13 protein-coding genes are annotated in these 21,517 nt (G+C 59.5%); 8 read left to right on the plus strand and 5 right to left on the minus strand.

The window, feature by feature from the left end; all coding sequences use genetic code 11:
• Together AC3WP7_RS13000 and AC3WP7_RS13005 are read left to right on the plus strand one after the other, a co-directional pair.
• Nucleotides 1–3,180, plus strand: a complete 3,180-nt coding sequence (locus AC3WP7_RS13000; RefSeq protein WP_071488416.1) for an efflux RND transporter permease subunit — start codon at nucleotides 1–3, stop codon at nucleotides 3,178–3,180.
• Entirely contained in the window at nucleotides 3,177–4,592 is a 1,416-nt protein-coding gene (locus AC3WP7_RS13005) for an efflux transporter outer membrane subunit (protein WP_102592368.1), read from the plus strand. The genes AC3WP7_RS13000 and AC3WP7_RS13005 overlap by 4 nt, the downstream gene beginning before the upstream one ends.
• 102 nt (nucleotides 4,593–4,694) lie before the next feature.
• Here AC3WP7_RS13005 and AC3WP7_RS13010 read toward each other — a convergent pair whose 3' ends face one another.
• The 3 genes from AC3WP7_RS13010 to AC3WP7_RS13020 form a co-directional block, all read right to left on the minus strand.
• Nucleotides 4,695–5,375: a Fic family protein gene (locus AC3WP7_RS13010; protein ID WP_139216880.1), complete on the minus strand. Its 681-nt coding sequence runs from the start codon at nucleotides 5,373–5,375 to the stop codon at nucleotides 4,695–4,697.
• 35 nt (nucleotides 5,376–5,410) lie between these two features.
• Nucleotides 5,411–9,988, minus strand: a complete 4,578-nt coding sequence (locus AC3WP7_RS13015) for a hypothetical protein (RefSeq protein ID WP_158243789.1) — start codon at nucleotides 9,986–9,988, stop codon at nucleotides 5,411–5,413.
• A 159-nt stretch (nucleotides 9,989–10,147) separates the two neighbouring features.
• Nucleotides 10,148–11,164, minus strand: a complete 1,017-nt coding sequence (locus tag AC3WP7_RS13020) for an AraC family transcriptional regulator (RefSeq protein WP_102592370.1) — start codon at nucleotides 11,162–11,164, stop codon at nucleotides 10,148–10,150.
• Nucleotides 11,165–11,331: 167 nt separating this feature from the next.
• Here AC3WP7_RS13020 and efeU point away from each other — a divergent pair, with 167 nt between their 5' ends.
• From efeU to efeO (AC3WP7_RS13040), 4 genes are read left to right on the plus strand one after another with little or no spacing between them, the layout of a single operon-like run.
• Nucleotides 11,332–12,177, plus strand: a complete 846-nt coding sequence (gene efeU / locus AC3WP7_RS13025) for an iron uptake transporter permease EfeU (protein ID WP_092250147.1) — start codon at nucleotides 11,332–11,334, stop codon at nucleotides 12,175–12,177.
• A gap of 10 nt (nucleotides 12,178–12,187) precedes the next feature.
• Nucleotides 12,188–13,390, plus strand: coding sequence for an iron uptake system protein EfeO (efeO, locus tag AC3WP7_RS13030; protein ID WP_102592371.1), 1,203 nt, complete (start codon nucleotides 12,188–12,190; stop codon nucleotides 13,388–13,390).
• Nucleotides 13,391–13,404: 14 nt separating this feature from the next.
• Nucleotides 13,405–14,709 (plus strand): iron uptake transporter deferrochelatase/peroxidase subunit, encoded by a 1,305-nt coding sequence (gene efeB, locus AC3WP7_RS13035; protein ID WP_092250280.1) that lies wholly within the window; start codon nucleotides 13,405–13,407, stop codon nucleotides 14,707–14,709.
• 28 nt (nucleotides 14,710–14,737) lie between these two features.
• Nucleotides 14,738–15,556 (plus strand): iron uptake system protein EfeO, encoded by an 819-nt coding sequence (efeO, locus tag AC3WP7_RS13040; RefSeq protein WP_102592372.1) that lies wholly within the window; start codon nucleotides 14,738–14,740, stop codon nucleotides 15,554–15,556.
• 51 nt (nucleotides 15,557–15,607) lie between these two features.
• On the opposite strand, the gene AC3WP7_RS13045 is transcribed toward efeO (AC3WP7_RS13040), so the two are convergent.
• Both AC3WP7_RS13045 and pssA read right to left on the minus strand, forming a co-directional pair.
• On the minus strand, nucleotides 15,608–18,577 hold the full coding sequence (locus AC3WP7_RS13045) for a hypothetical protein (protein WP_146012695.1): 2,970 nt from the start codon (nucleotides 18,575–18,577) through the stop codon (nucleotides 15,608–15,610).
• Between the two features lie 351 nt (nucleotides 18,578–18,928).
• The gene (gene pssA / locus AC3WP7_RS13050) at nucleotides 18,929–20,272 is read right to left on the minus strand and encodes a CDP-diacylglycerol--serine O-phosphatidyltransferase (protein WP_093513202.1); all 1,344 of its coding nucleotides are present in this window, start codon (nucleotides 20,270–20,272) and stop codon (nucleotides 18,929–18,931) included.
• Between the two features lie 125 nt (nucleotides 20,273–20,397).
• Here pssA and AC3WP7_RS13055 point away from each other — a divergent pair, with 125 nt between their 5' ends.
• On the plus strand, nucleotides 20,398–20,961 hold the full coding sequence (locus tag AC3WP7_RS13055; protein ID WP_093120943.1) for a TetR/AcrR family transcriptional regulator: 564 nt from the start codon (nucleotides 20,398–20,400) through the stop codon (nucleotides 20,959–20,961).
• 52 nt (nucleotides 20,962–21,013) lie between these two features.
• Nucleotides 21,014–21,493 carry a nuclear transport factor 2 family protein gene (locus AC3WP7_RS13060; protein WP_071495778.1) on the plus strand — a complete coding sequence of 160 codons (480 nt, stop codon included), beginning with the start codon at nucleotides 21,014–21,016 and terminating at the stop codon, nucleotides 21,491–21,493.
• Nucleotides 21,494–21,517: the final 24 nt, after the last annotated feature.

The following is a 21,517-nucleotide window of genomic DNA, read 5'->3' on the forward strand; positions in this document are numbered from 1 at the left end:
ATGAATTTTTCCAAGTTCTTCATTTCGCGGCCGATCTTCGCAGCAGTGCTCTCACTGTTGATCCTGATCGCCGGTGCGATCTCGCTGTTCCAATTGCCGATCAGCGAATACCCGGAAGTGGTGCCGCCGACCGTGGTGGTGCGCGCCAACTTCCCGGGCGCCAACCCCAAGGTCATCGGTGAGACCGTGGCAGCACCTCTCGAGCAGGCGATCACCGGCGTCGAGAACATGCTGTACATGTCCTCGCAGTCGACCGCCGACGGCAAGCTGACCCTGACCATCACCTTCGCCCTGGGCACCGACCTGGACAACGCGCAGGTGCAAGTGCAAAACCGTGTGACCCGGACTCAGCCGAAACTGCCTGAGGAAGTGACGCGCATCGGTATCACCGTGGACAAGGCCTCCCCCGACCTGACCATGGTGGTGCACTTGACCTCTCCGGATCAGCGCTACGACATGCTCTACCTGTCCAACTACGCCTTGCTCAACGTGAAGGATGAGTTGGCGCGCCTCGGCGGTGTGGGTGACGTGCAGCTGTTCGGCATGGGCGACTACTCCCTGCGCGTATGGCTGGACCCGAACAAGACCGCTTCGCGCAACCTGACTGCGACCGATGTAGTGACCGCGATCCGCGAGCAGAACCGTCAAGTGGCCGCCGGTGCCCTGGGTGCGCAACCCGCGCCGACCGCCACCGCGTTCCAGTTGTCGGTGAACACCCAGGGTCGCCTGGTGACCGAGGAAGAGTTCGAGAACATCATCATTCGCTCCGGCGCCAACGGTGAAATCACGCGGTTGAAAGACATCGCTCGGGTGGAGCTGGGTTCCAGCCAATACGCCCTGCGCTCGTTGCTCAACAATCAGCCGGCCGTGGCCATCCCGATCTTCCAGCGCCCTGGCTCCAACGCCATCGAGATCTCCAATGAAGTGCGCGGCAAGATGGAAGAGCTGAAAAAGAGCTTCCCGCAAGGCATGGACTACAGCATCGTCTATGACCCGACCATCTTTGTGCGTGGCTCCATCGAAGCGGTGGTGCATACCCTGTTCGAAGCGCTGATCCTGGTTGTGCTGGTGGTGATCCTGTTCCTGCAGACCTGGCGCGCCTCGATCATTCCGCTGGTGGCGGTGCCGGTATCGTTGATCGGTACGTTTGCGGTAATGCACCTGTTCGGTTTCTCGCTCAACGCGCTGTCGCTGTTCGGCCTGGTACTGGCCATCGGTATCGTGGTGGACGACGCCATCGTGGTGGTGGAGAACGTCGAGCGGAACATCGAGCTGGGCCTGGACCCCTTCCCGGCCACTGAAAAAGCCATGAGCGAAGTGACCGGCCCGATCATCGCCACTGCGTTGGTGCTGTGTGCGGTGTTCGTGCCCGCGGCATTCATCAGCGGCTTGACCGGGCAGTTCTACAAGCAGTTCGCCTTGACCATTGCGATCTCGACGGTGATCTCGGCGTTCAACTCGCTGACCTTGTCCCCTGCCCTGGCGGCGGTGTTGCTCAAGAGCCATAACGCGCCGAAGGATGGGTTCTCCAAGTTCCTCGACAAGTTGCTGGGTGGCTGGTTGTTCAAACCGTTCAACCGCTTCTTCGACAAGGCCAGCCATGGCTACGTCGGTACCGTACGCCGGGTGATCCGTGGCAGTGGTATCGCGCTGTTCCTGTATGCCGGCCTGATGGTCCTGACCTGGCTGGGCTTTGCCCACACGCCAACCGGTTTCGTACCGGCCCAGGACAAGCAATACCTGGTGGCCTTCGCCCAACTGCCGGACGCCGCGAGCCTGGACCGTACCGAGGACGTGATCAAGCGCATGTCCGACATCGCCCTGAAACAACCGGGCGTGGAAGCCGCCGTGGCCTTCCCGGGCCTGTCGATCAACGGTTTCACCAACAGCCCGAACAGCGGCATCGTGTTCGTGACCTTGAAGCCGTTCGACGAGCGTAAAGACCCGAGCATGTCCGCCGGCGCGATTGCCGGTGCCTTGAACGGCAAGTACAGCAGCATCCAGGAAGCCTACATGGCGATCTTCCCACCGCCGCCGGTACAGGGCCTGGGTACGATCGGCGGCTTCCGCCTGCAGATCGAAGACCGGGGCAACCTGGGTTACGACGAGCTGTACAAAGAAGTGCAGAACATCATCACCAAGAGCCGTACCACACCGGAACTGTTCGGCCTGTTCACTAGCTACACGGTCAACGTGCCCCAGGTCGATGCCGCCATCGACCGTGAAAAGGCCAAGACCCACGGCGTGGCGATCAGCGACATCTTCGACACCCTGCAGATCTACCTGGGTTCGTTGTATGCCAACGACTTCAACCGCTTCGGCCGGACCTACCAGGTCAACGTGCAGGCTGAGCAACAGTTCCGCCTCGATGAAGACCAGATCGGCCAACTGAAAGTGCGCAACAACAAAGGCGAAATGATCCCGCTGGCGACCTTCATCAAGGTCAGCGACACCTCGGGCCCGGACCGCGTGATGCACTACAACGGCTTTATCACCGCCGAAATCAACGGCAACGCTGCACCGGGCTACAGTTCGGGCCAGGCACAGGCGGCCATCGAGAAACTGCTGAAAGACGAACTGCCCAACGGCATGACCTACGAGTGGACCGACCTGACCTATCAGCAAATCCTCTCGGGCAACACCGCGCTGTTCGTGTTCCCGCTCTGCGTACTGCTGGCGTTCCTGGTACTGGCCGCCCAATACGAAAGCTGGAGCCTGCCATTGGCGGTGATCCTGATCGTACCGATGACCCTGTTGTCGGCGATTACCGGGGTGATCATCTCGGGCGGTGACAACAACATCTTTACCCAGATCGGCTTGATCGTACTGGTGGGCCTGGCGTGCAAGAACGCGATTCTGATCGTCGAGTTCGCCAAGGATAAACAGGCAGAAGGCCTCGACCCGCTCGCTGCGGTACTGGAAGCCTGCCGTCTGCGTCTGCGGCCGATCCTGATGACCTCGTTCGCTTTCATCATGGGTGTGGTACCCCTGGTGTTGTCCAGCGGTGCCGGTGCCGAGATGCGTCATGCCATGGGCGTGGCGGTGTTCTCCGGGATGATCGGTGTGACCTTCTTCGGTCTGTTGCTGACGCCAGTGTTCTACGTACTGATCCGTCGCTCTGTGGAGCGCAGCGAAGCGCGCAAAGCGGCCAAGGCCTTGAAGCTGGAGACACAGCAATGAGTGTGAAAGTATTCCTGCCGAGCTTGCTGGTCCTGGCGCTGAGCGCCTGTGCCGTGGGCCCGGACTACAAAGCCCAGACTCCGGAGGCGGCCAATATCACGGCCGCTGCCGACGCCAAAAAGTATGACCACGCCAAGTTCGAAGGCATTTGGTGGCAGCAGTTCGAAGACCCGACCCTCAACCAGTTGGTGACCCAATCGCTGCAAGGCAACCGTGATTTGCGCGTCGCTTTTGCCCGTCTGCGGGCGGCCCGAGCGATCCGCGATGACGCCAGCAATGACGCGATGCCGACCATCACCAGCCGCGCCAGCAGTGACCTGGCCAAGGGTCAAATCCCGGGCCAGACCACCAAGCGTGTCAACAGTGAGCGTTACGACCTCGGTCTGGACATGGCCTGGGAACTGGACCTGTTCGGTCGCATCCAGCGCAACCTGGAAGCCACCGACGCCGACCAGCAAGCCGCCGAGGCTGACTTGTACCAGTTGCAAGTCACCATGATTGCCGAACTGGTGGATGCCTACGGTCAGCTGCGTGGTGCGCAACTGCGTGAACGCATTGCTTTGGACAACCTGAAGAACCAGCAGGAATCGCGCGCCATCACGGTCAGCCTGCGCGATGCCGGTGTGGGCGACCAACTTGACGTGGAGCGTGCCGACGCACGCCTCGCCGCGGTCGAAGCCAGCGTGCCGCAACTGCAGGCCGAGCAAGTGCGCGAGCGTAACCGCATCGCTACCCTTCTCGGCCAGCGTCCCGACAAATTGACAGTCGACCTGAGCCCGAAAGACCTGCCGGCGATTGCCAAGGCCTTGCCGATTGGCGATCCGGGGCAACTGCTGCAACGTCGCCCGGACATCCTCAGCGCCGAACGCAAACTGGCCGCCGCCACTGCGCGTATCGGCGTGGCCAAGGCCGACCTCTTCCCACGGGTCAGCCTCAGCGGCTTCCTCGGCTTTACCGCCGGGCGCGGTTCCCAGATCGGCTCGTCCGCCGCGAATGCCTGGGCCCTCGGCCCGAGCATCACCTGGGCCGCCTTCGACCTGGGCAGCGTGCGCGCCCGTTTGCGCGGCGCCGATGCCGAAGCGGATGGCGCCCTGGCGACCTACGAGCAGCAAGTGCTGCTGGCCCTGGAAGAGTCCGAGAACGCCTTCAGCGACTACGGCAAGCGTCAGCAACGCCTGGTTTCGCTGATCCGCCAAAGCGAATCCAGCCGCGCCGCCGCCGACCTGGCCGCGATCCGCTACCGCGAAGGCACCGTGGACTTCCTGGTGCTGCTGGACGCGCAACGTGAGCGCCTGGCCGCCGAGGATTCCCAGGCCCAGGCCGAAGTGGACCTGTATCGCGGCATCGTCGCGATCTACAAGGCCCTGGGGGGTGGCTGGCAGCCGGACACGGTGGTCGCCACCGCCAAGTGAGGTAAAGAGCTCCTTTGGTTGGTCGCATCCAGCCAATTTTTTGCCCCGTGGTCCATTCGGTCACGGGGCTTTTTTTGGCCTGGGCAGCAGTGAAGGGCTGTATCAGATTCTCGGGTTCAGAATGCTTTCCCCCTCAGGTGTCAATGCCTTGAAGAACGGTCCGTCCGCTTTGATTTGTGCCAATGCATACAACGCGCGCGCGAGCCTGCCATTGCCGTCGCCATAGGGGTGAAATCGGACCGCTGCCGCGAACAGGCCGTCCGCCAGAAGCCACTTGCCTTCCTGTGCGCTTTGAGCAAGTTCAGGCAATAGCTTCTCGAACCCCGCGTGCCCGATCTCCGACGCCATATAAACAGGGTCGCTGCTGGAGCGGAAGTCACGATAAGGTTCACCCGGCCCGGGTTTGTAGACCTGCGCATGAATCTCATCAATCGTGTGAATGTCAGTCAGGTCGGCGTCTCGGTTACGCCACAACACGCCCCGAACCTCGTCCGCCGTTAAACCATCGGAGCGACTCGTATCGACAATCCACTCCGCCGCCTTTTCGTAGGGATTACCCAGTTTGAGCTCGCGAGGGACCAACGGGGTGCTGTCCAGCAGGGATCTCATTGCGGTGTTGGTTGCCTCCAAACGGGCACGGTCCTTTGCCAGGCGACGCAAACCATGGCCTACCTCGCCCTGTAACGTGCCCCAGGCAAAGCGCTGACGCGGGACGCCAAGACCGTCCAGCTTCAAGTTGTCACGAATGGATTGAACAACGGTGGCTTTATCGGTGGAACCCATCAGCGCCCGGGCGTCATCACTTAGCAACAGTCGGTTTACCAGTTTTTCGGACCCAACAATTGAAATCCTGGATTATCAATAGCAAGGGGGGGCGGTGCAGCGCTGGATATGGGTACTTGAAGGCCGGGTTTACGGTTCGCAGTATCCTGGGCGCGCACGCGAGCAATCCCACGTACGGAAGTGCTCACTTTGTCCAGCGGCGTAGGGCCGGACGCTGCATTCGGTTGCGCGAGGGTTGGCTTGCTCCAGCCGTAACTGAGCAGGTGGCCGCCCTCGATAAACTGCTTAGGCCCGGGTGCGGAAAAACCTGAAAAAGCTGCCTCTGCCGACCGCAGGTTGGAAAAGTCCTTGTACTTGATCAGTGCCTTGTTCGTAGCAGCCTGATAGGCCTGCATTAATGCCGGCTCCGGCAGAATCATCGGGTCTGTAAACGAGGGCATGCCTTTATTGGCAAACTGTGGCGCCGTCAGATCAAACGCGTAGGTTTTGCCCTTGAAGTCGCCTATAGGTAAAAAATGGTTGAATACACCGTCCGGGTTGCGCGAACTCCAGATCAGCATCGCTCGAAACTTGATGTTTTCAAACCCATTTGTACGCATGAATTCGGCGACCGTTTCCGCGGCGCTTGCGCACTGTCCTGCGGGAGCCATGAAAGCATTGTGCAGCTTGGGATTGGTGCGCAATGTGTCCATGAACCCATGCATCTCAACGGGTAGTGCTCGTGAAGGGCTGCCTTCAATCTGTCGAAAGGGCTCGATTCGGGTATCAACGTCAGGCGCGCTTGAGGGCGCCGCAAGTACGCGGGTCGGTGGCTTTTTGAATGATATTGAAGGCGGTGATAAGCGTAATTCTGAGGTTTTGACGAGGGCACTGAATCCTTTGTTGGTATCCTGAAGATGTGCCAACGCATAGAGTGTCCTTGCCAATGGATCGTTATTAGTCGCATAGGGTTTAAAACTCTGGGTCAACCCGAACAACCATTCAGCTCGGGACAATCCCGTTGGAACACCCGAGTTCTTCAGTTGGTGTGCAAATGCACCACGAGCGATATCAGACCCCATCTGACCAGCTTCTCCACTGAGGCGAACCGCTTCTTCGGAAGTCCCGCTGATTGCCCGATGAATATCATCAATCACACTGATTTTGCTCAAATCGGCCTGCTGAAACTGCGCAATAACCCGCTGCAAACGCCCTTCCGGTATCCAGGGGCTGCTGGACGCCGCAATCCAGCCCGCCGCCCTCTGCACAGGTGGCCCACTGACGGCGCGTGTCTCAATGGTCGGCGGCTGCTTATGCAGTTGTTTTATAAACTGGTCCACGGTATCGAGGCGTTTTGAATCAGATTCAAGCAATGCTTTTGCAGGATTGATTTCACTACGTTCACTCTTCCAATTCGTCGCTGTCGTGAGATCACGTCGCAAATTATTGGCAATCGACTGTCTGACAGACTGCTCACTGGTCCGCGCGATCAACTTCTTGCCGATACGGGAGGCCATTAACTTAGTCGACAAGTAACTGACCTTTTGTGCATCGGTCATTTGGTTCCAGATCGTTGGTGTTCCTGCTACCCCTTGGATGCCTGGCGCCGCTCCTGATGCCACAACATGGCCCGTTGCAGATGAAGAGCCTGCACTTTTAGGGAGCAATGCAGCCGCACTTGCCGGCGAGTGGGAAGCAGAAGCGGCAGGGCGAAAGTTGATCCCGTACTTGCGTGCCAGCACGTTGTTTATTATGCGAAACGTATCAGGCCGAATAATGTATTCCTTGGAAAAACGGTAATAATTCACCGCCGAGGCCAATGTATTTGCCCCTTTTGCTCCGCCAATCGCCAAAGGAATGCCGAGTGAAATAGCCGTTGAAATAAGAGATACCCAAGCGGACGTTTTGGCGGTATCTCGCTCCGTCGGATCGTCGCTGATTTCAGCTTTCAACGCGTGGGCGCCTGCGCTGGCCAACCCCAGGCCAGTGGCGTAGATCATCCCTTTCAATGCGGCGCCGCTGCCGGGAGCGCCGAACATAAATATTAAGCCTTGGACCTTCAGAAACTCGGTGAGGACATCCAGTGCTTTGAGCGAATAGTACTCCCAATCAGCAAAAATCAACGTGTCAATATCTGATTCGACACGTTCCATATTTGACTTGAACAAAGAGGCGCTCAGTTGCTGTATGCTTTCCTGGGCCGTAAAGGTCAAGGGTTTGATATTGACCTGGCCACCGTTACGGCCCATCCCTATTTGAACGTTTGTCGACATCTTTGTTCGAGTGACCTCAAACGCCTGTGGATTCCTGGCGGCCTTAATTTGCTCAATGAGCGGCAGTTTTATACGGATCCAGCTTTTGAATTTTTCATCTTTTGGGTAAACAGGCATCCCCTCAGTATAAGACGCCCCGAACTTCCAGTAGCTATTACGTTTTTCACTGATATAAAAACAGTTGTCGTCATCCACACTACACAGGACCGCCGCCTGCCCTTGAGTGACAGCAAACACACCATTGACCTTCGCGCCATGAAATTCAACCTCAGATGCCTTTAATTCTCCATTCAGAAAACGACTCATCAACACATGACCAGGATGCTCAATGGAAGTGTTAGAGAGATAGTTAAATGCAGCATTCTTGATCCTGCCATCATAGAAGTCTACCCATTTCTGCTCTATGTCTGGCCGAGATTTATAAGCAGAAAGCTCAGCCTCCAATGCCGGCCCCAATGAATGTTTAATAAATTTGACTAGCTGCGGATGGGAAACGCGGGAAACCTTATAGCCCATATCGAGATATCCGCGCATCGATCTTATCTCCTTCAAGTAAGTACCGGTGACGACTTCCTTGAGCGTGAAATATTTTTTACGTTCTACTGTAGCCACGATATTGTAGTTAAGGTTGCGTGACTGGTCTTCCTCGTACCAAACGGTTATCGTGCTGTTAAGTCGCAGACTCACGGTCTCTCCCGTCTTCCTTTCAAATGCCTTGATACGCTGAATGATCATTTCGTCCAATGCAGCAGACGGTTCCAGAATGGGTGCATAAAGGTTGGTCATCCATTCGAGGGAGTCTTTAATGTGCGCTTCCAGACTACTGGTCAATTTTTTCTCATACGTCGCTTGGAGTTCGGTACGCTGAATTTCGAAGCGCTGCAATCCCGTGGTAATCGCCCCTGCCAGCATCTTGTCATCCACCTCGGCACCGATGCCTCCAGCGTTTCGCACAAGCTCACCATTGGTCTGGTTTTCGCCATGGGCACGATGCTTCAGCATTGCGTCGACTGAGCCTGTCCGTGCAACCGAAAGGTTGCCATCATCCACACTGCGAGGGGCGCGAGACTTCACTGTGTACAACTGATCCAGAAACACTTGCCCGATCGATACATCCGGGTGATCAGGCGGTGCCTGTTCGAGTGCGATATCCACCTCTGCGTCCAGCATCGGCAAGCGATCGCTTGAATACGTCCTTCGTTCGTTATCTTCCAGTCCTGGGGAAGCTGGCAGGAACCAGTTGCTATAAAACGTACTGATGCCGCCATAGGCGGCAAGCACCCCCAACGCAAGCACAGGGTGTTCTCCGACAGCATCGCCGACGCGTTGCGTCAGTAGAACCCCCTTGCCGAGCAACCAACTGCCCAAGGCAATGCCCAAGCGTTGCATCTCTGGCGTGTAACCTTGCTCCTCAACAGGCCCTGTGGTTTCACGGTAGACACCATTGGCGCCCGTGGCGTAACGACCCGACATCGGCGGACTGGCTTGGCTGAGCACGTCTTTGAGCAGGACTCTGACTTCCTCCAACTCGACACCTTCGGCACCCGGCAGGCTCAACGCGGCATCGATGCGGCTCAGCACCTGCCGGGTTTGAGAAGTGAACGACGCCAACCATTGTTTATCCGCAGGGGCGGCCTCTGCGTGTTTTTCCCGAAGATCATCGACAACATTAGGACCATGGTCGACTGCGGCCATCCGCAGCTCGTCCTCGTGGTACATCTGGGCCTGGTTGACCTGCAGCAGGTCGGGCCGCACACACTGTTTGTTGTACATGCCCTTGATTCCATCAGCAGCATCCAGAATCCCCTGCCCGGCCTGCTGTAACCCCAAATAGGTCTGCACGTTAAACAGTGGCAGTAGCGGCGCCGTGTCCTTCGCCAAGGTTTCGCCGACATCGATGGCGAAGGCAAACTTGGCGGCCTCGAAACGCTCTCTCAGTCGATTGACATGGACGCTGACCACGGCGGCCTTATCGCCAGTGAGCCCACGCAGGCTGTCCTCGGCGTCCATCAGTTGCTCGCCCATTTGCGCAAGCGCTTCAGCCTTGGCGAGGGGAATATAGCGGTTGTTCAACCTGGCCAGCCGCTCTCTGGCCTTCCACGCCTGTTGCAGGGACCGATTGGGTGTATGCCCCGGCTGATGCCCTGACCCCGCCATTTGCACACTCACCCACAGGTCCTTGATTTTCTGGCGGGTGCTGAGCGGCCGTGGACGAACATCTTCATATGCCGCCCGTAACATATGGTGTTGATAGGCGTCGGACTCACGTTTTATCTGAGTGCGTAACTGGTTCAGCTCGTTGCCGAGCGCTTCGCTTTCCTTGCGAGGTATTGCATTCGTAGCCACTGGCAACTGCGCCACGGCAGCGTTACCCGGCCCTGATTCACCGGCAGTGAGAGATTGAGAGGTTATCGACAGCGGCATCTGACAGACTCTTCAGCGAGGAAAGATGCCTGAGAGTTGCGGATTGAGCGCTTGGCTCCTATCGGATAAGTCGCAGTGCGTTGTGGTACTCAGCCCTCAGCCAGCACCGTCCAAAATCAGACTACGATAGTGCCCCGGGTTGGAACCGGCCCACTTGCGAAAGGCTTTGTAGAATGAGCTGGTATCAGCAAATCCGAGCCGTGCGGCAATCTCGGCAAAACTGATCTGCGGCTCCGCCAACCACACAATCGCCAACTCCTTGCGCACACTGTCCTTGAGCCCCTGGTAGGTCTGCCCTTCTTCCGCCAGGCGCCGGCGCAGGGTCGAGGCGGAAATGCACAGGCTGGCGGCGAGGCCTTCGGTTTCCGGCCAGGTGTCGGGGGGCATCTGGCGCAAATCGTGCTTGATACGGGTGGCGAGGCTGGCGGGGTCGCGGTATTTGACCAGGATGTTGGCGGGCGCGTGGGCGAGGAAACGCTTGAGTTCCTCTGAGCTGCGCTTGATCGGCAGGTCCAGGCAGTCGGCGGAGAAGATCATGCGCGTGCGGGGTCGGTCGAAACGCAGGTTGTCGGAGAACATCACCTGGTAGTCATCACAGAAATCCGGTTTTGAGCAACGCAGCTCAATCGCCAGGATCGGGATCCGCCGCCCGGCCAGCCAACAGGCCACACCGTGCACGATCATCCAATAGGTAAAGTAAGTGAAGGCCCGATTGGGTTCGGACTCGGGCTCCAGTAATACGATCTCCGCCAGGCTTTGTTGACGCACCAAATCAGCAGGCAGGCGCTCCAGCATCAGCGACAGAAACCCCAGGCCGGTTTCCAACCCGGTGCCAAGGGTAGGTTGCGCCATCGCGGCGCGGCAGAGGAACGCCAGGCTGCCGGACTTGAGCTTGCGCGGGTCCATGCCGAAGAACTCATCATCCATGCGTCGCGCCAGCAGGCGCCACAGACGTGCGTAGGTGGTGGCCGAGACCCGCGCGTTGGGCTCGGCCAGCAGTGCCGGGTCAATCCCGGCTTTATGCAGCACTTCTGCACTGGCCGCGCCGGGCGCGCAGCTTTGCAGCAAGGCCTCACGCACCAGGTGGAGGGAGATGGTGTCTTTTTCCGACATGGGGAAACGGGCATCCGGCGGCGCAAATAATGACGTGCATCATAAGGTGGGTTGCGATTCGCCACCACCGTTCAGCCCATGTTCAGCAAACGTCAAGAATTGTTGTTTAGCAATGAGTATCATTATGTTACAACTTAGCCTCCTATCTAGTTGTGGCGCGGTGCCGAATGCTCGTTCCTTTTCTCATCATGCTGCGCGAAGGCATTGAAGCCGCACTGATCGTCGGCATTATCGCCAGTTACCTGCAACAGACCGGCCGTGGTCAGTGGATGCCTGCGGTGTGGATCGGCGTGTTTCTCGCCGCTGCGCTGGCCCTGCTGGTCGGCGGCGGCCTGGAATTGGTCAGCGCCGAGTTTCCGCAAAAGCAACAGGAACTGTTCGAAGGCATCGTCGGCCTGGTCGCCGTGGGCATCCTCAGTTCCATGGTGTTCTGGATGCGTAAAGTGGCGCGTTCCATCAAGCACTCCCTGCACGAATCCCTCGATCACGCGTTGGCCGGCTCCAAACACCAGGTCACTGCGCTGATCGTGATGGTGTTTTTCGCCGTGGCCCGTGAGGGTCTGGAAACCGTGTTCTTCCTGCTGGCGGTGTTCCAGCAGAGTGAAGGCCCTGGCGCACCGATTGGCGCCCTGCTCGGCCTGATCCTGGCGATCATCGTCGGTTTCCTGATCTACACCGGCAGCATGCGCCTGAACCTCGGTGCATTTTTCCGCTGGACCGGCTTGTTCATCCTGGTGGTGGCGGCCGGCATCCTCGCCAATTCGGTACAGGCCCTGCACGAAGCAGGCGTGTGGAACCACCTGCAAACCGTGCTCTTCGACTTCAGCACCGCCCTGCCCATGGACAGCCCGCTGGGCTCGGTCCTGGCCGGCATGTTCGGCTATCAGGAAGCCCCCACCGTCAGCACCCTCGGCGCCTACCTGATTTACCTGGTGGTGGCCCTGGTGATGTTCTTCCTACCCGCCGCGCCCCCCAAGCCGGCCGTCACACCCTCCTCCGTTTCCAGCCAGTAAGGACCGTCTCTTGTCCAACCCAACCCCTCAACCGGCTTCGCCACCTCGCGCCCTGCGCTGGGCGGTGGCGGGCTCGGTGGTCGTGATGATCGCCGCCGCAGGCCTGTTCTATTACGCCTCGCAACTGGCAGCCAGCAAACGACAGACCAACCACAATGAAATCGCCGTGACCATTCACGGCCACGCTTGCGAGCCGAATGAATTGACGGTCCCCGCCGGCCACGCCAGCTTCCGCATCATCAACCGCTCCGATCGTGCGGTGGAATGGGAGATCCTGGACGGCGTGCTGGTGGTCGAAGAACGGGAAAACATCGCTCCCGGCCTGAGCCAGGTGATCAACGCCAACCTGTTGCCCGGTGACTACGCGATCACCTGCGGCCTGCTGAGCAATCCGCGTGGCACCTTGCACGTAACACCGACCGCCGAGTCCGACGCCCAGGCCAAGGCCAAACCGTCGATGGTGGCGTTCATTGGCCCATTGTCGGAATTCCGCGTGTACTTGAGCGGCCAAGGCAGCGCACTGGTCAAGGCGGTAACCGCGTTGCAACAGGCCATCGACCGTGGCGACCTGGCCCAGGCCCAAGCACTCTACCTACCGGCTCGGGAGGCTTACCAGCGCCTGGCTCCGGCATCGCAACGCCTCGCGCAACTGGACAACGCGATCAACGCTCGTGCCGACTATTTTGAAAAACGCGAACAGGACCCGGCCTTCAGCGGCTTCCACCGCCTGGAATACAGCCTGTTCCAGCAACGCAGCCTTGACGGCCTGGCGCCGGTTGCCCAGCGCCTGCTGACCGACGTCAGCGCCCTCAAACAACAACTGCTGACCCAGTCCCTGCCACCGGAGCAACTGGTCAGCATCGTGGTGCGCAACCTCAACAGCCTTGCCGATGTACGCGCCATCAGCGGTGAAGAAGAACGCTACAGCCATGTCGACCTGAATGGTTTCGCCGCCAACCTGGAAGCCGCCCACAAGGTGGTGGAGCTGATGCGCCCGCTGCTGACCAAGTCCGCCGCCGACCTGTTGCCTGAAATCGACAGCGCCCTCGCCGCCTTCGATGGCGAACTGCAAGGCTTCAAGGTCGACAAGGGCTACGCCACCTACGACACCGTAACCGCCGATCAGCGCAAGCAGATCGCCGACAAGGCCAAGGCTCTGGCCGTTGCACTCGATGGAATCGACCCCGCCCTTGGCCTTTCCGGCCTGCAGTGAAGACGACCGCACACATGAGTGATTCAGAACACACCAACCTTCAGCGTCGCCGTGTCCTGCTGGGCATGGCCGCCACCGGTGCCGCGATTGCCGGCAGCGCCCTGACCTGCCCGGCCATGGCCGCTGCGACGGAGCAAGTCACCACCGCACCGCGCAGTGACAAGACCCAGGACCACCACGACTTCTTCGGCAAACACCAGAGCGGTATCGTCACCCCACGCCCGGCCTGCGGCATGATCGTGGCGTTCGACGTGCTGGCCAGCGACCGTGACGACCTGGAGCGCCTGTTCCGTACCCTGAGCGAACGCATCGCCTTCCTGATGACCGGCGGCACCGTGCCGCAAGTCGATCCGAAACTGCCGCCCACCGACTCCGGCATCCTCGGCCCGGTAGTCACGCCGGATAACCTGACCATCACCGTTTCTGTCGGCGAGTCACTGTTCGATGAGCGCTTCGGGCTCGCCAAAGCCAAACCCAAGCGCCTGACTCGCATGGTCGGTTTCCCCAACGATGCGCTCGAGCCGGCGCAGTGCCATGGCGACCTGAGCCTGCAGTTCAGCTCCAACACCCCGGACACCAATATCCACGCCCTGCGCGACATCGTGAAAAACCTGCCCGACCTGCTGCTGGTGCGCTGGAAACAGGAAGGCAGCGTACCGCCCCAGGCGCCTGCCAAGCCCGGCGAGCCGGCCCAGAGCGCGCGTAACTTCCTCGGTTTCCGTGACGGTTCGGCCAACCCGAACTCCAACGACGACAAGGCGATGAACCAGATTGTGTGGGTACAGCCCGGCAGCGACGAACCGGCATGGGCGGCCAACGGCAGCTATCAGGCCGTGCGCATCATCCGCAACTTCGTCGAGCGCTGGGACCGCACCCCATTGCAGGAGCAGGAAAGCATCATCGGCCGGGTAAAGCCCACCGGTGCGCCGATGGATGGCCACAACGAAACCCAGGTGCCCGACTACAGCAAGGACCCGGAAGGCAAACTGACCAAGCTCGACGCACACATCCGCCTGGCCAACCCGCGCACGCCGCAGACCCAGGCCAACCTGATCCTGCGTCGGCCGTTCAACTACTCCAACGGCGTCAACAAGAACGGTCAGCTGGACATGGGGCTGTTGTTCATCTGCTACCAGGCTGACCTGGAGAAAGGCTTTATCAGCGTGCAAACCCGGCTCAACGGCGAACCCCTGGAGGAATACCTCAAGCCGGTCGGCGGCGGGTACTTCTTCACCTTGCCAGGCGTCACCGGGGCCCAGGATTTCCTCGGGCGCACGCTGCTCGCTGCAACGCACCCTCAAACCACTGCCAATACCTGAAAAACACACTCAGAGCGGATACCGTCCCATGAAAAAGTCGACTATTGCGTTGTCGTTGTTATTGACCCTTTCGCCGCTGGCAGCCTTCGCTGCCGCCGCACCGCTGGACCTGGTAGGGCCGGTGTCGGACTACAAGATCTACGTCACCGAGGAAATCGGTGAGCTGGTCACCCAGACCCAGGCGTTCACCGACGCCATCAACCAGGGCGACCTGGCCACCGCCAAGAAGCTCTATGCGCCGACCCGCGTGCACTATGAGTCCATCGAGCCGATCGCCGAGCTGTTCAGCGACCTCGATGCGTCCATCGACTCCCGCGTCGACGACCACGAAAAAGGCGTGACCGCCGAAGACTTCACCGGCTTCCACCGTATCGAATACGCGCTGTTCTCGCAGAACACCACCAAGGGCCTGGAAGCGCTGACCGCCAAGCTCAACCACGACGTCAACGACCTCAAGACCCGCGTCGACGGCCTGACCTTCCCACCCGAGAAAGTCGTAGGCGGCGCCGCAGCGCTGCTGGAAGAAGTCGCCGCCACCAAGATCTCCGGCGAAGAAGACCGCTACAGCCACACCGACCTGTATGACTTCCAGGGCAACATCGACGGAGCGAAGAAAATCGTCGACCTGTTCCGTGGCCAGATCGAGAAGCAAGACAAGGCCTTCCTGGCCAAAGTCGACAAGAACTTCGCCAGCGTGGACAAGATCCTGGCCAAGTACAAGACCAAGGACGGCGGCTTCGAGACCTATGACAAGGTCAAGGAAAACGACCGCAAGGCCCTGGTCGGCCCGGTCAATACCCTGGCGGAAGACCTGTCCACGTTGCGTGGCAAGTTGGGTTTGAACTGACCCAGGGGCCCGGCGACCGCTCAGCCATCAGCGGCGCAGCGGTCGCTATGCTCAAGCAGCTTGCGATCCGGGCGGTTTGGTAGGGTCTACCTGGCCCATACCGACCAGGAAATAACAGCGCATTTTTTCGTCTACCGTCATCAGGTGAGGCATTGCCTTGCTCAAGCCCGCACTGACAGCGCCCCGGCTGGACAACTTGGACAGGCCTTTGGACGCGGCACTGATCAGGCGCGGATAACCATCCACCGGATTGAAGACCGCGTTCAAGAACAGTGCTGTCTGCTTGGAAAAATCAAATGCGGCGTCGCTGAAGCGCACCTTGGGTTCATTCCAGGACCAGGCAACCTTTGGGGTGCTCGGGGCGACGCGAGCGCTGAATCTGCCGATGGACGGCCGGCTGGTGTTTTTTGCCAGGGTCTTGAGCGAACGGATCAGCGACCGTGCCTGGCCTCCCGCACCGATCATCAAACCTGCGCCGTCCAACGCCAGACTTTGCAGGCCTTTGCCAAAATTACCATCGCGAAAGTCCTGATAGGCACCGACGAAGGGAACCAGCGATAGCAGCAGGTTGACATCCCGCGCATGGGCCTCGCGGCTTTTTTCCACGGGTAACTGGCCCTTTGCCCGTGCAAGCATGTCCTCGGCACTTTCGTAGAAATTGCGTTCGGTGATTTCAACGGCAATGTCCTCGATACGGTCTGACTGATAGGTATCAGGAACAAACGTTTCCCTGGTCACGTTTTCGGGGAGTGGGCGCGGCCCCCTGGTAACACCGACTTTATCGAAAATGACGTCGGAAGAACTGACGCCTTCGCGTGCCGGTGCACCGCTGGCATACGCATCGAAATCCAGGCCGACGTCATGACCGCGACGGATGTATTTGTCTGCAAGCAATTTGTACTTTGCCAGGTAGCTTCTGTCCGAGGCCACCTTATCCAGGGCATTCGTTACCTCAAGGCTGTCGTGCTTGACGATGTTTGCGCTGTAGAGCACTTCGTAATAGGTGACAGTATTGTCGTGAACTACACGCATCAATATCCCCTGCCGCGCGGTCACCGCCGCTCGGTCCTGGTCCGACTCCCACACCTGCTGCTTGCCAGTGGCCTTGCGCAACGTGAACAGTTCCACACTGCCCAGTTCGATGCGCTGGCGATCGACCAACGGCAACCCCGCGAACATCAGTTTGAGCTTGGTGACGAAGCCCATCTTTTGATCGTTGTGGTGACGGGTGACGGCGCTTTCCAGTAGGGGGTCCAAGGCGGGAAGCCGCTCGATGATTTCGTTGAGCTTTTGTCGAGCCGCTGCCGAATTCGTAGAGGACTCATCAATATGCCGATAGGGGGTATTCGAACGTTTGCCAGCGTTGGACATATCGGTGGTCAAGACCCATCTGTCCTTGGTCAGATCGCCGCTCATGTACGCCTCGATCAGCGAGCGCGTACGCGGTTCGGAGCGCCTCAGGTTGCGGCGTTCGTCGGAGTCGGGGAGATGAACCTTCATCGCCTCCAACTGGCTGAGGCTGGTCTGAGGCATGGCCTTGAGCAACTCTTGGGTCGCCATCTGCCTGCGCGACGGCAAGGCGGTGCTCAAACGGTTGAACGAACGAGCCGACAGTGTCCGTTGCCGCGAGAACACACTCGACGTTTTCTTGAGATCCTCCTGAGTATGCCGGCCTTGAGGCTTGTCCGGTATGACACCATTGAGCACTCCCCAGTCAAGCAATATGCCAAGGGCTTGCTCCTGCATGAGGGTGCGTTGACCATCGGACGTAGGCTCCAGGCCCGTCAGTGCGCAGACCTGCTCCTCATCCATCATCCGGGAGGTGCCTGGCAACATGCGTTCAGCCATCGCACAGCCAAGTCGCAATTCCGTCCACGCCGATGTGCCGATCTTGATGCCCTCGGGTAAGTCCCGGACCAGAAACTCGGGGGCTTTCCTCGCCAGCGCCACATGGGCCACCAGGAACGCAAGGCTTGGGTCCATTGCCTTGTTGTCACACAAATACTGCTCCAGAGCCCGGCGGACTTCACCCAGGGTGCGTCCCGCATTGCTGGGGCTGTAAAGCGCGTAACCGCCTATCGAACCGGCAGGCCCTTGCAGCACCGCAGCAAGGATGTTGCCAAACGCTACAGTGTCCGGGCCCTGGCTCAACCTCCCAAGGTGAGCGTCGGGATCGGCACTCAGTGTTGCCGGGGTGTACATCGCGAGCGTAGCCAGCGGTTTGTAGTCCGGATCGCCCGGTTGTAGCGGGACCAACCCAGAATAATCACCCAAGGGCGGGGCCGGTGGCAGGACTGTGCGCAACCACCGAATGACGTTGCGGGTCGCCGCAGCCGTACGAGGTACGCCCAACCCCTTATGCTCAAGCAATTGGGCAACATCGTAGCTGGAGTGGGGCCCCATACCCTTGGCAGAGGCCGGCGATGGCTGGATCTTCAGTGTTGACCAATCGGTAGCACGGCTATCCGCCAGTGGCTGCACCTGCTCTTCAAGCAAATTCGCCAGGAAAGCGCGCTCATCCAGGTCACTGATCACGCCGCGCACATCGTCGAGCGCGGCCAAAAACCGAGGAGCTACCGTCAAGCCATGCGCCGCCACCTGGCCTTTGAGTGCCCGCTTCTGTTCAGTGGATTCACCGGGATCCAGGCCGTAGGCGTTCAGCACGACGTGCAGGGGCATACGAGGCTCATCAAGACTGACGCAAGGCAAGCCCTTATCGTCGGGGTCAAGCACATTGCGCATCGCCCGTAGATGCCGGCTCGCCTCCCCCCAGCCACTGTCGTCAGTACTGCTGAACGCTACGGGAGTGCGTATGCCCCCCGCGGCGGTGAAACCCTCTACGCGATCCTTGCGCAGTGTCAGGGTGTCCATTGCCAGGCCTTTGAGCGAGAACCAGGACTGAGAAGACGGTTGATCAAGCAACTGGCGGTAGAGGGCCAAGGCCGCACCGAGACTGCTGTCATCAGGGATTGCCACACTATTCTGGCCGCTGTCGAGGGCCTGTGCCAGACGCTCAGCCAAGGTGGAGTCTCCGACAGTGCCGGTGGCACTGGGCGACATAGGTAATGTCCAGGTGGGCGCCGCAATTGCGGGCGTACCGGGGCGTTCAGGGACAGTTTCGCAGGGGTTGGATGGGACAAGGGAAATTGAAGGTTGGGACATGGGCGCCAGGTCAGGCGCCGGAGTGGCTGGCGCGCAGATGACCGAACCGCTTTGGGCAAGAATAGATGGCATGTTGCTATCCTCTTTATGGCAAATCCATTGAGGGAAAAGCCGTGCCTCCTTGAACGGTTGGAAGGCACTGTAAGAGGGGAAAAGGCAGCCGTTCTATAAGCCGACGCCTAAAACCAGCGATGAAATCGGGCAGAGACTCTAGAGAATTCGATACAACAATCGCTCGATTCGTACCCGGCTGACCCGGCGCAGGAACTTGCCGACCGCCTCCGGGTAGTCCGGCAACGCCTGCAAGTCCTGGTAACGCTCGATTCGCGTGGTGTGCTGGAAAATCTGCGCCAACTCGGTACGTCTCGGCTCCAGCCACTCGCTCTTGGGATCATCGATCAGCAAGGCGTTTTCCAGGTCGAGGCGAAACGCGCGCGGATTGAGGTTGTTGCCGGTGAGCAAGGTGTAGCGCTGGTCGACCCACATGCCCTTGAGGTGGTAGGTGTTGTCGTCGTGGTGCCACAGGTGCAGGTTCAACTGGCCGTGGTCGATGTCGCGCTGATGGCGCTTGGCGAAACGGCGCAGGCTGATCTCGTACAGGTACGGCAGCGCGGCGATCACCTTGAACGGCTCGCTGGGCGGGATGTAGAAGTCGTTGGCGGTCTTGTCGCCGACGATGATATCGATCTTCACGCCACGCGCCAGGGCGCGGTTGATTTCGCGGGTCACTGGCAGCGGCAGGTTGAAGTATGGCGTGCAGATGGTCAGTTGATGCTGGGCACTGGCAATCAGCTCCAGGATCACTCGGCTCAACGGATTGTTCTTGCCCACGCCCAACAGCGGGCTGACCGACAGATGGCCGTTGGGCAATTGCCCGGCGGTGGTGTCGTATGCCGCGTGCTTGAGACGGCTACGCAGGTCGCCGATGTCGTTGCGCAGGCTGCGCGTAGTGGGCGGGTTGGGCAAGTCCAGGCGATGCACCGCCTTGGACGCCACCAGGCCGTGCTCCACCAGGTGCTGCATGGAGTCTGCGAGCGGTTGGCTGTGGATCAGGTGGTAGCGGTCGTAGCGGTATTTGTCGAACTTGTGCAGGTACACGTTGTTCAGGCTCGCGCCGCTGTAGAGCACCTTGTCGTCGATCACAAAGCCCTTGAGGTGCAGCACGCCGAACAGCTCGCGGGTTTGCACCGGCACGCCATACACCGGCACTTCACTGCTGTGGCTCTGGGTCATGGCCTGGTACCAGGCACTGTTGCCCGGCTGCTTGCCGGCGCCGATCAAGCCACGCTGGGCGCGCAACCAATCGACCACCACCACGATATCCAACTCCGGGCGCGCCGCCTTGGCGGCGTGCAGGGCGTCGTAGATCTCCTGCCCTGCCTCGTCCTGCTGCAAATACAGCGCGACGATGTAGATACGCCGTGTGGCCTGGGAGATTTTCTCCAGCAGGCAGCGACGATAGGCAGCAGCGCCGGACAGCACGTCAATCGCATCAGGAGTCAGGGGGAAACCGCGCAGTTTGGGCAACAGGGAGCGTTTGAAGAACGACGGCATAAGGCTCGCAATGGGTCGAATCCGAAGAGGCCCCGAGCTTACACCATGGGTGGGCCCAGGTCTTGCTGTGACGCATGGAAAAAATTTAATTGACCAAGAAGAACGATCGTTCTACTGTTCACGACATGAACGATATGACCAGTAATGAAACCCGCGACATCATCCTCGACGTCACCGAAAAGTTGATCTATCGCCATGGCATCGCCGCCACCGGCATGGACTTCCTGGTGAAAACCGCTGGAGTCTCGCGAAAAAGCATTTACCGCTACTTCGCCAATAAAGACGATTTGGTGATTGCCGCCCTGCAGCGTCGCGACGAGCGCTGGATGCAGTGGCTGCGCACAGAGGTGGAGTGTAGCGAAGGCACCGGCCAACGCCTGCTGGCGGTGTTCGATGCACTTAAAACCTGGTTTGGCTCCGCCGATTTCCGCGGCTGCGCCTTCATCAACACCAGCGGCGAAACCGGCGACCCGCAGGATCCGGTACGCCAGTTGGCCAAGGCCCACAAACAGAAACTGTTCGAGTACCTGCTCGAACTGTGTCAAGCACATGGCACCCCCGACCCTGAGCGGCAGGCCGCGCACCTGCTGATCCTGATCGATGGCGCCATTACCGTTGCCCTGGTGATGGGCGATTCAACAGCTGCCGATAATGCGCAATGCATGGCGCAAACCTTGTTGGGACTTTGATCGCACGACGGAGCAACTTTCAACACACCCTGATTGTTTGAGGAACTGCCCCATGTCATCGACTGCAGAAACACGTCCGCCCCTGCCGCCATTTACCCGCGCATCGGCCATCGAAAAAGTGCGTTTGGCCGAAGACGGCTGGAACTCCCGCGACCCCCACCGGGTGTCCCTGGCCTACACCCTCGACACGCAGTGGCGTAACCGCGCCGAGTTCGCCCATAACCGCGAAGAAGCAAAAGGCTTCCTGACCCGTAAATGGGCCAAGGAGCTGGATTATCGGCTGATCAAGGAGCTGTGGGCGTTTACCGATAACCGCATCGCCGTGCGTTATGCCTATGAGTGGCACGACGATTCGGGCAACTGGTTCCGTTCCTATGGTAACGAGAATTGGGAATTCGACGAGAACGGCCTGATGGCCAATCGGTTTGCCTGCATCAACGACATGCCGATCAAGGAAAGCGAGCGCAAGTTCCACTGGCCGCTGGGACGGCGCCCGGATGATCACCCGGGGCTGTCTGACCTGGGTCTGTAAACCGTGGCGGCGATGGCGTTGCTG

The sequence above is a fragment of the Pseudomonas sp. FW305-3-2-15-C-LB1 genome (assembly GCF_058787615.1).

What these genes read in the sequence shown, in the direction of transcription:
- AC3WP7_RS13000 (WP_071488416.1), top strand. Translation starts at nt 1, where the DNA reads ATGAATTTTTCCAAGTTCTTCATTTCGCGGCCGATCTTCGCAGCAGTG.
- AC3WP7_RS13005 (WP_102592368.1), top strand. Translation starts at nt 3,177, where the DNA reads ATGAGTGTGAAAGTATTCCTGCCGAGCTTGCTGGTCCTGGCGCTGAGC.
- AC3WP7_RS13010 (WP_139216880.1), bottom strand. Translation starts at nt 5,375, where the DNA reads ATGGGTTCCACCGATAAAGCCACCGTTGTTCAATCCATTCGTGACAAC.
- AC3WP7_RS13020 (WP_102592370.1), bottom strand. Translation starts at nt 11,164, where the DNA reads ATGTCGGAAAAAGACACCATCTCCCTCCACCTGGTGCGTGAGGCCTTG.
- efeU (WP_092250147.1), top strand. Translation starts at nt 11,332, where the DNA reads ATGCTCGTTCCTTTTCTCATCATGCTGCGCGAAGGCATTGAAGCCGCA.
- efeB (WP_092250280.1), top strand. Translation starts at nt 13,405, where the DNA reads ATGAGTGATTCAGAACACACCAACCTTCAGCGTCGCCGTGTCCTGCTG.
- efeO (WP_102592372.1), top strand. Translation starts at nt 14,738, where the DNA reads ATGAAAAAGTCGACTATTGCGTTGTCGTTGTTATTGACCCTTTCGCCG.
- pssA (WP_093513202.1), bottom strand. Translation starts at nt 20,272, where the DNA reads ATGCCGTCGTTCTTCAAACGCTCCCTGTTGCCCAAACTGCGCGGTTTC.
- AC3WP7_RS13055 (WP_093120943.1), top strand. Translation starts at nt 20,398, where the DNA reads ATGAACGATATGACCAGTAATGAAACCCGCGACATCATCCTCGACGTC.
- AC3WP7_RS13060 (WP_071495778.1), top strand. Translation starts at nt 21,014, where the DNA reads ATGTCATCGACTGCAGAAACACGTCCGCCCCTGCCGCCATTTACCCGC.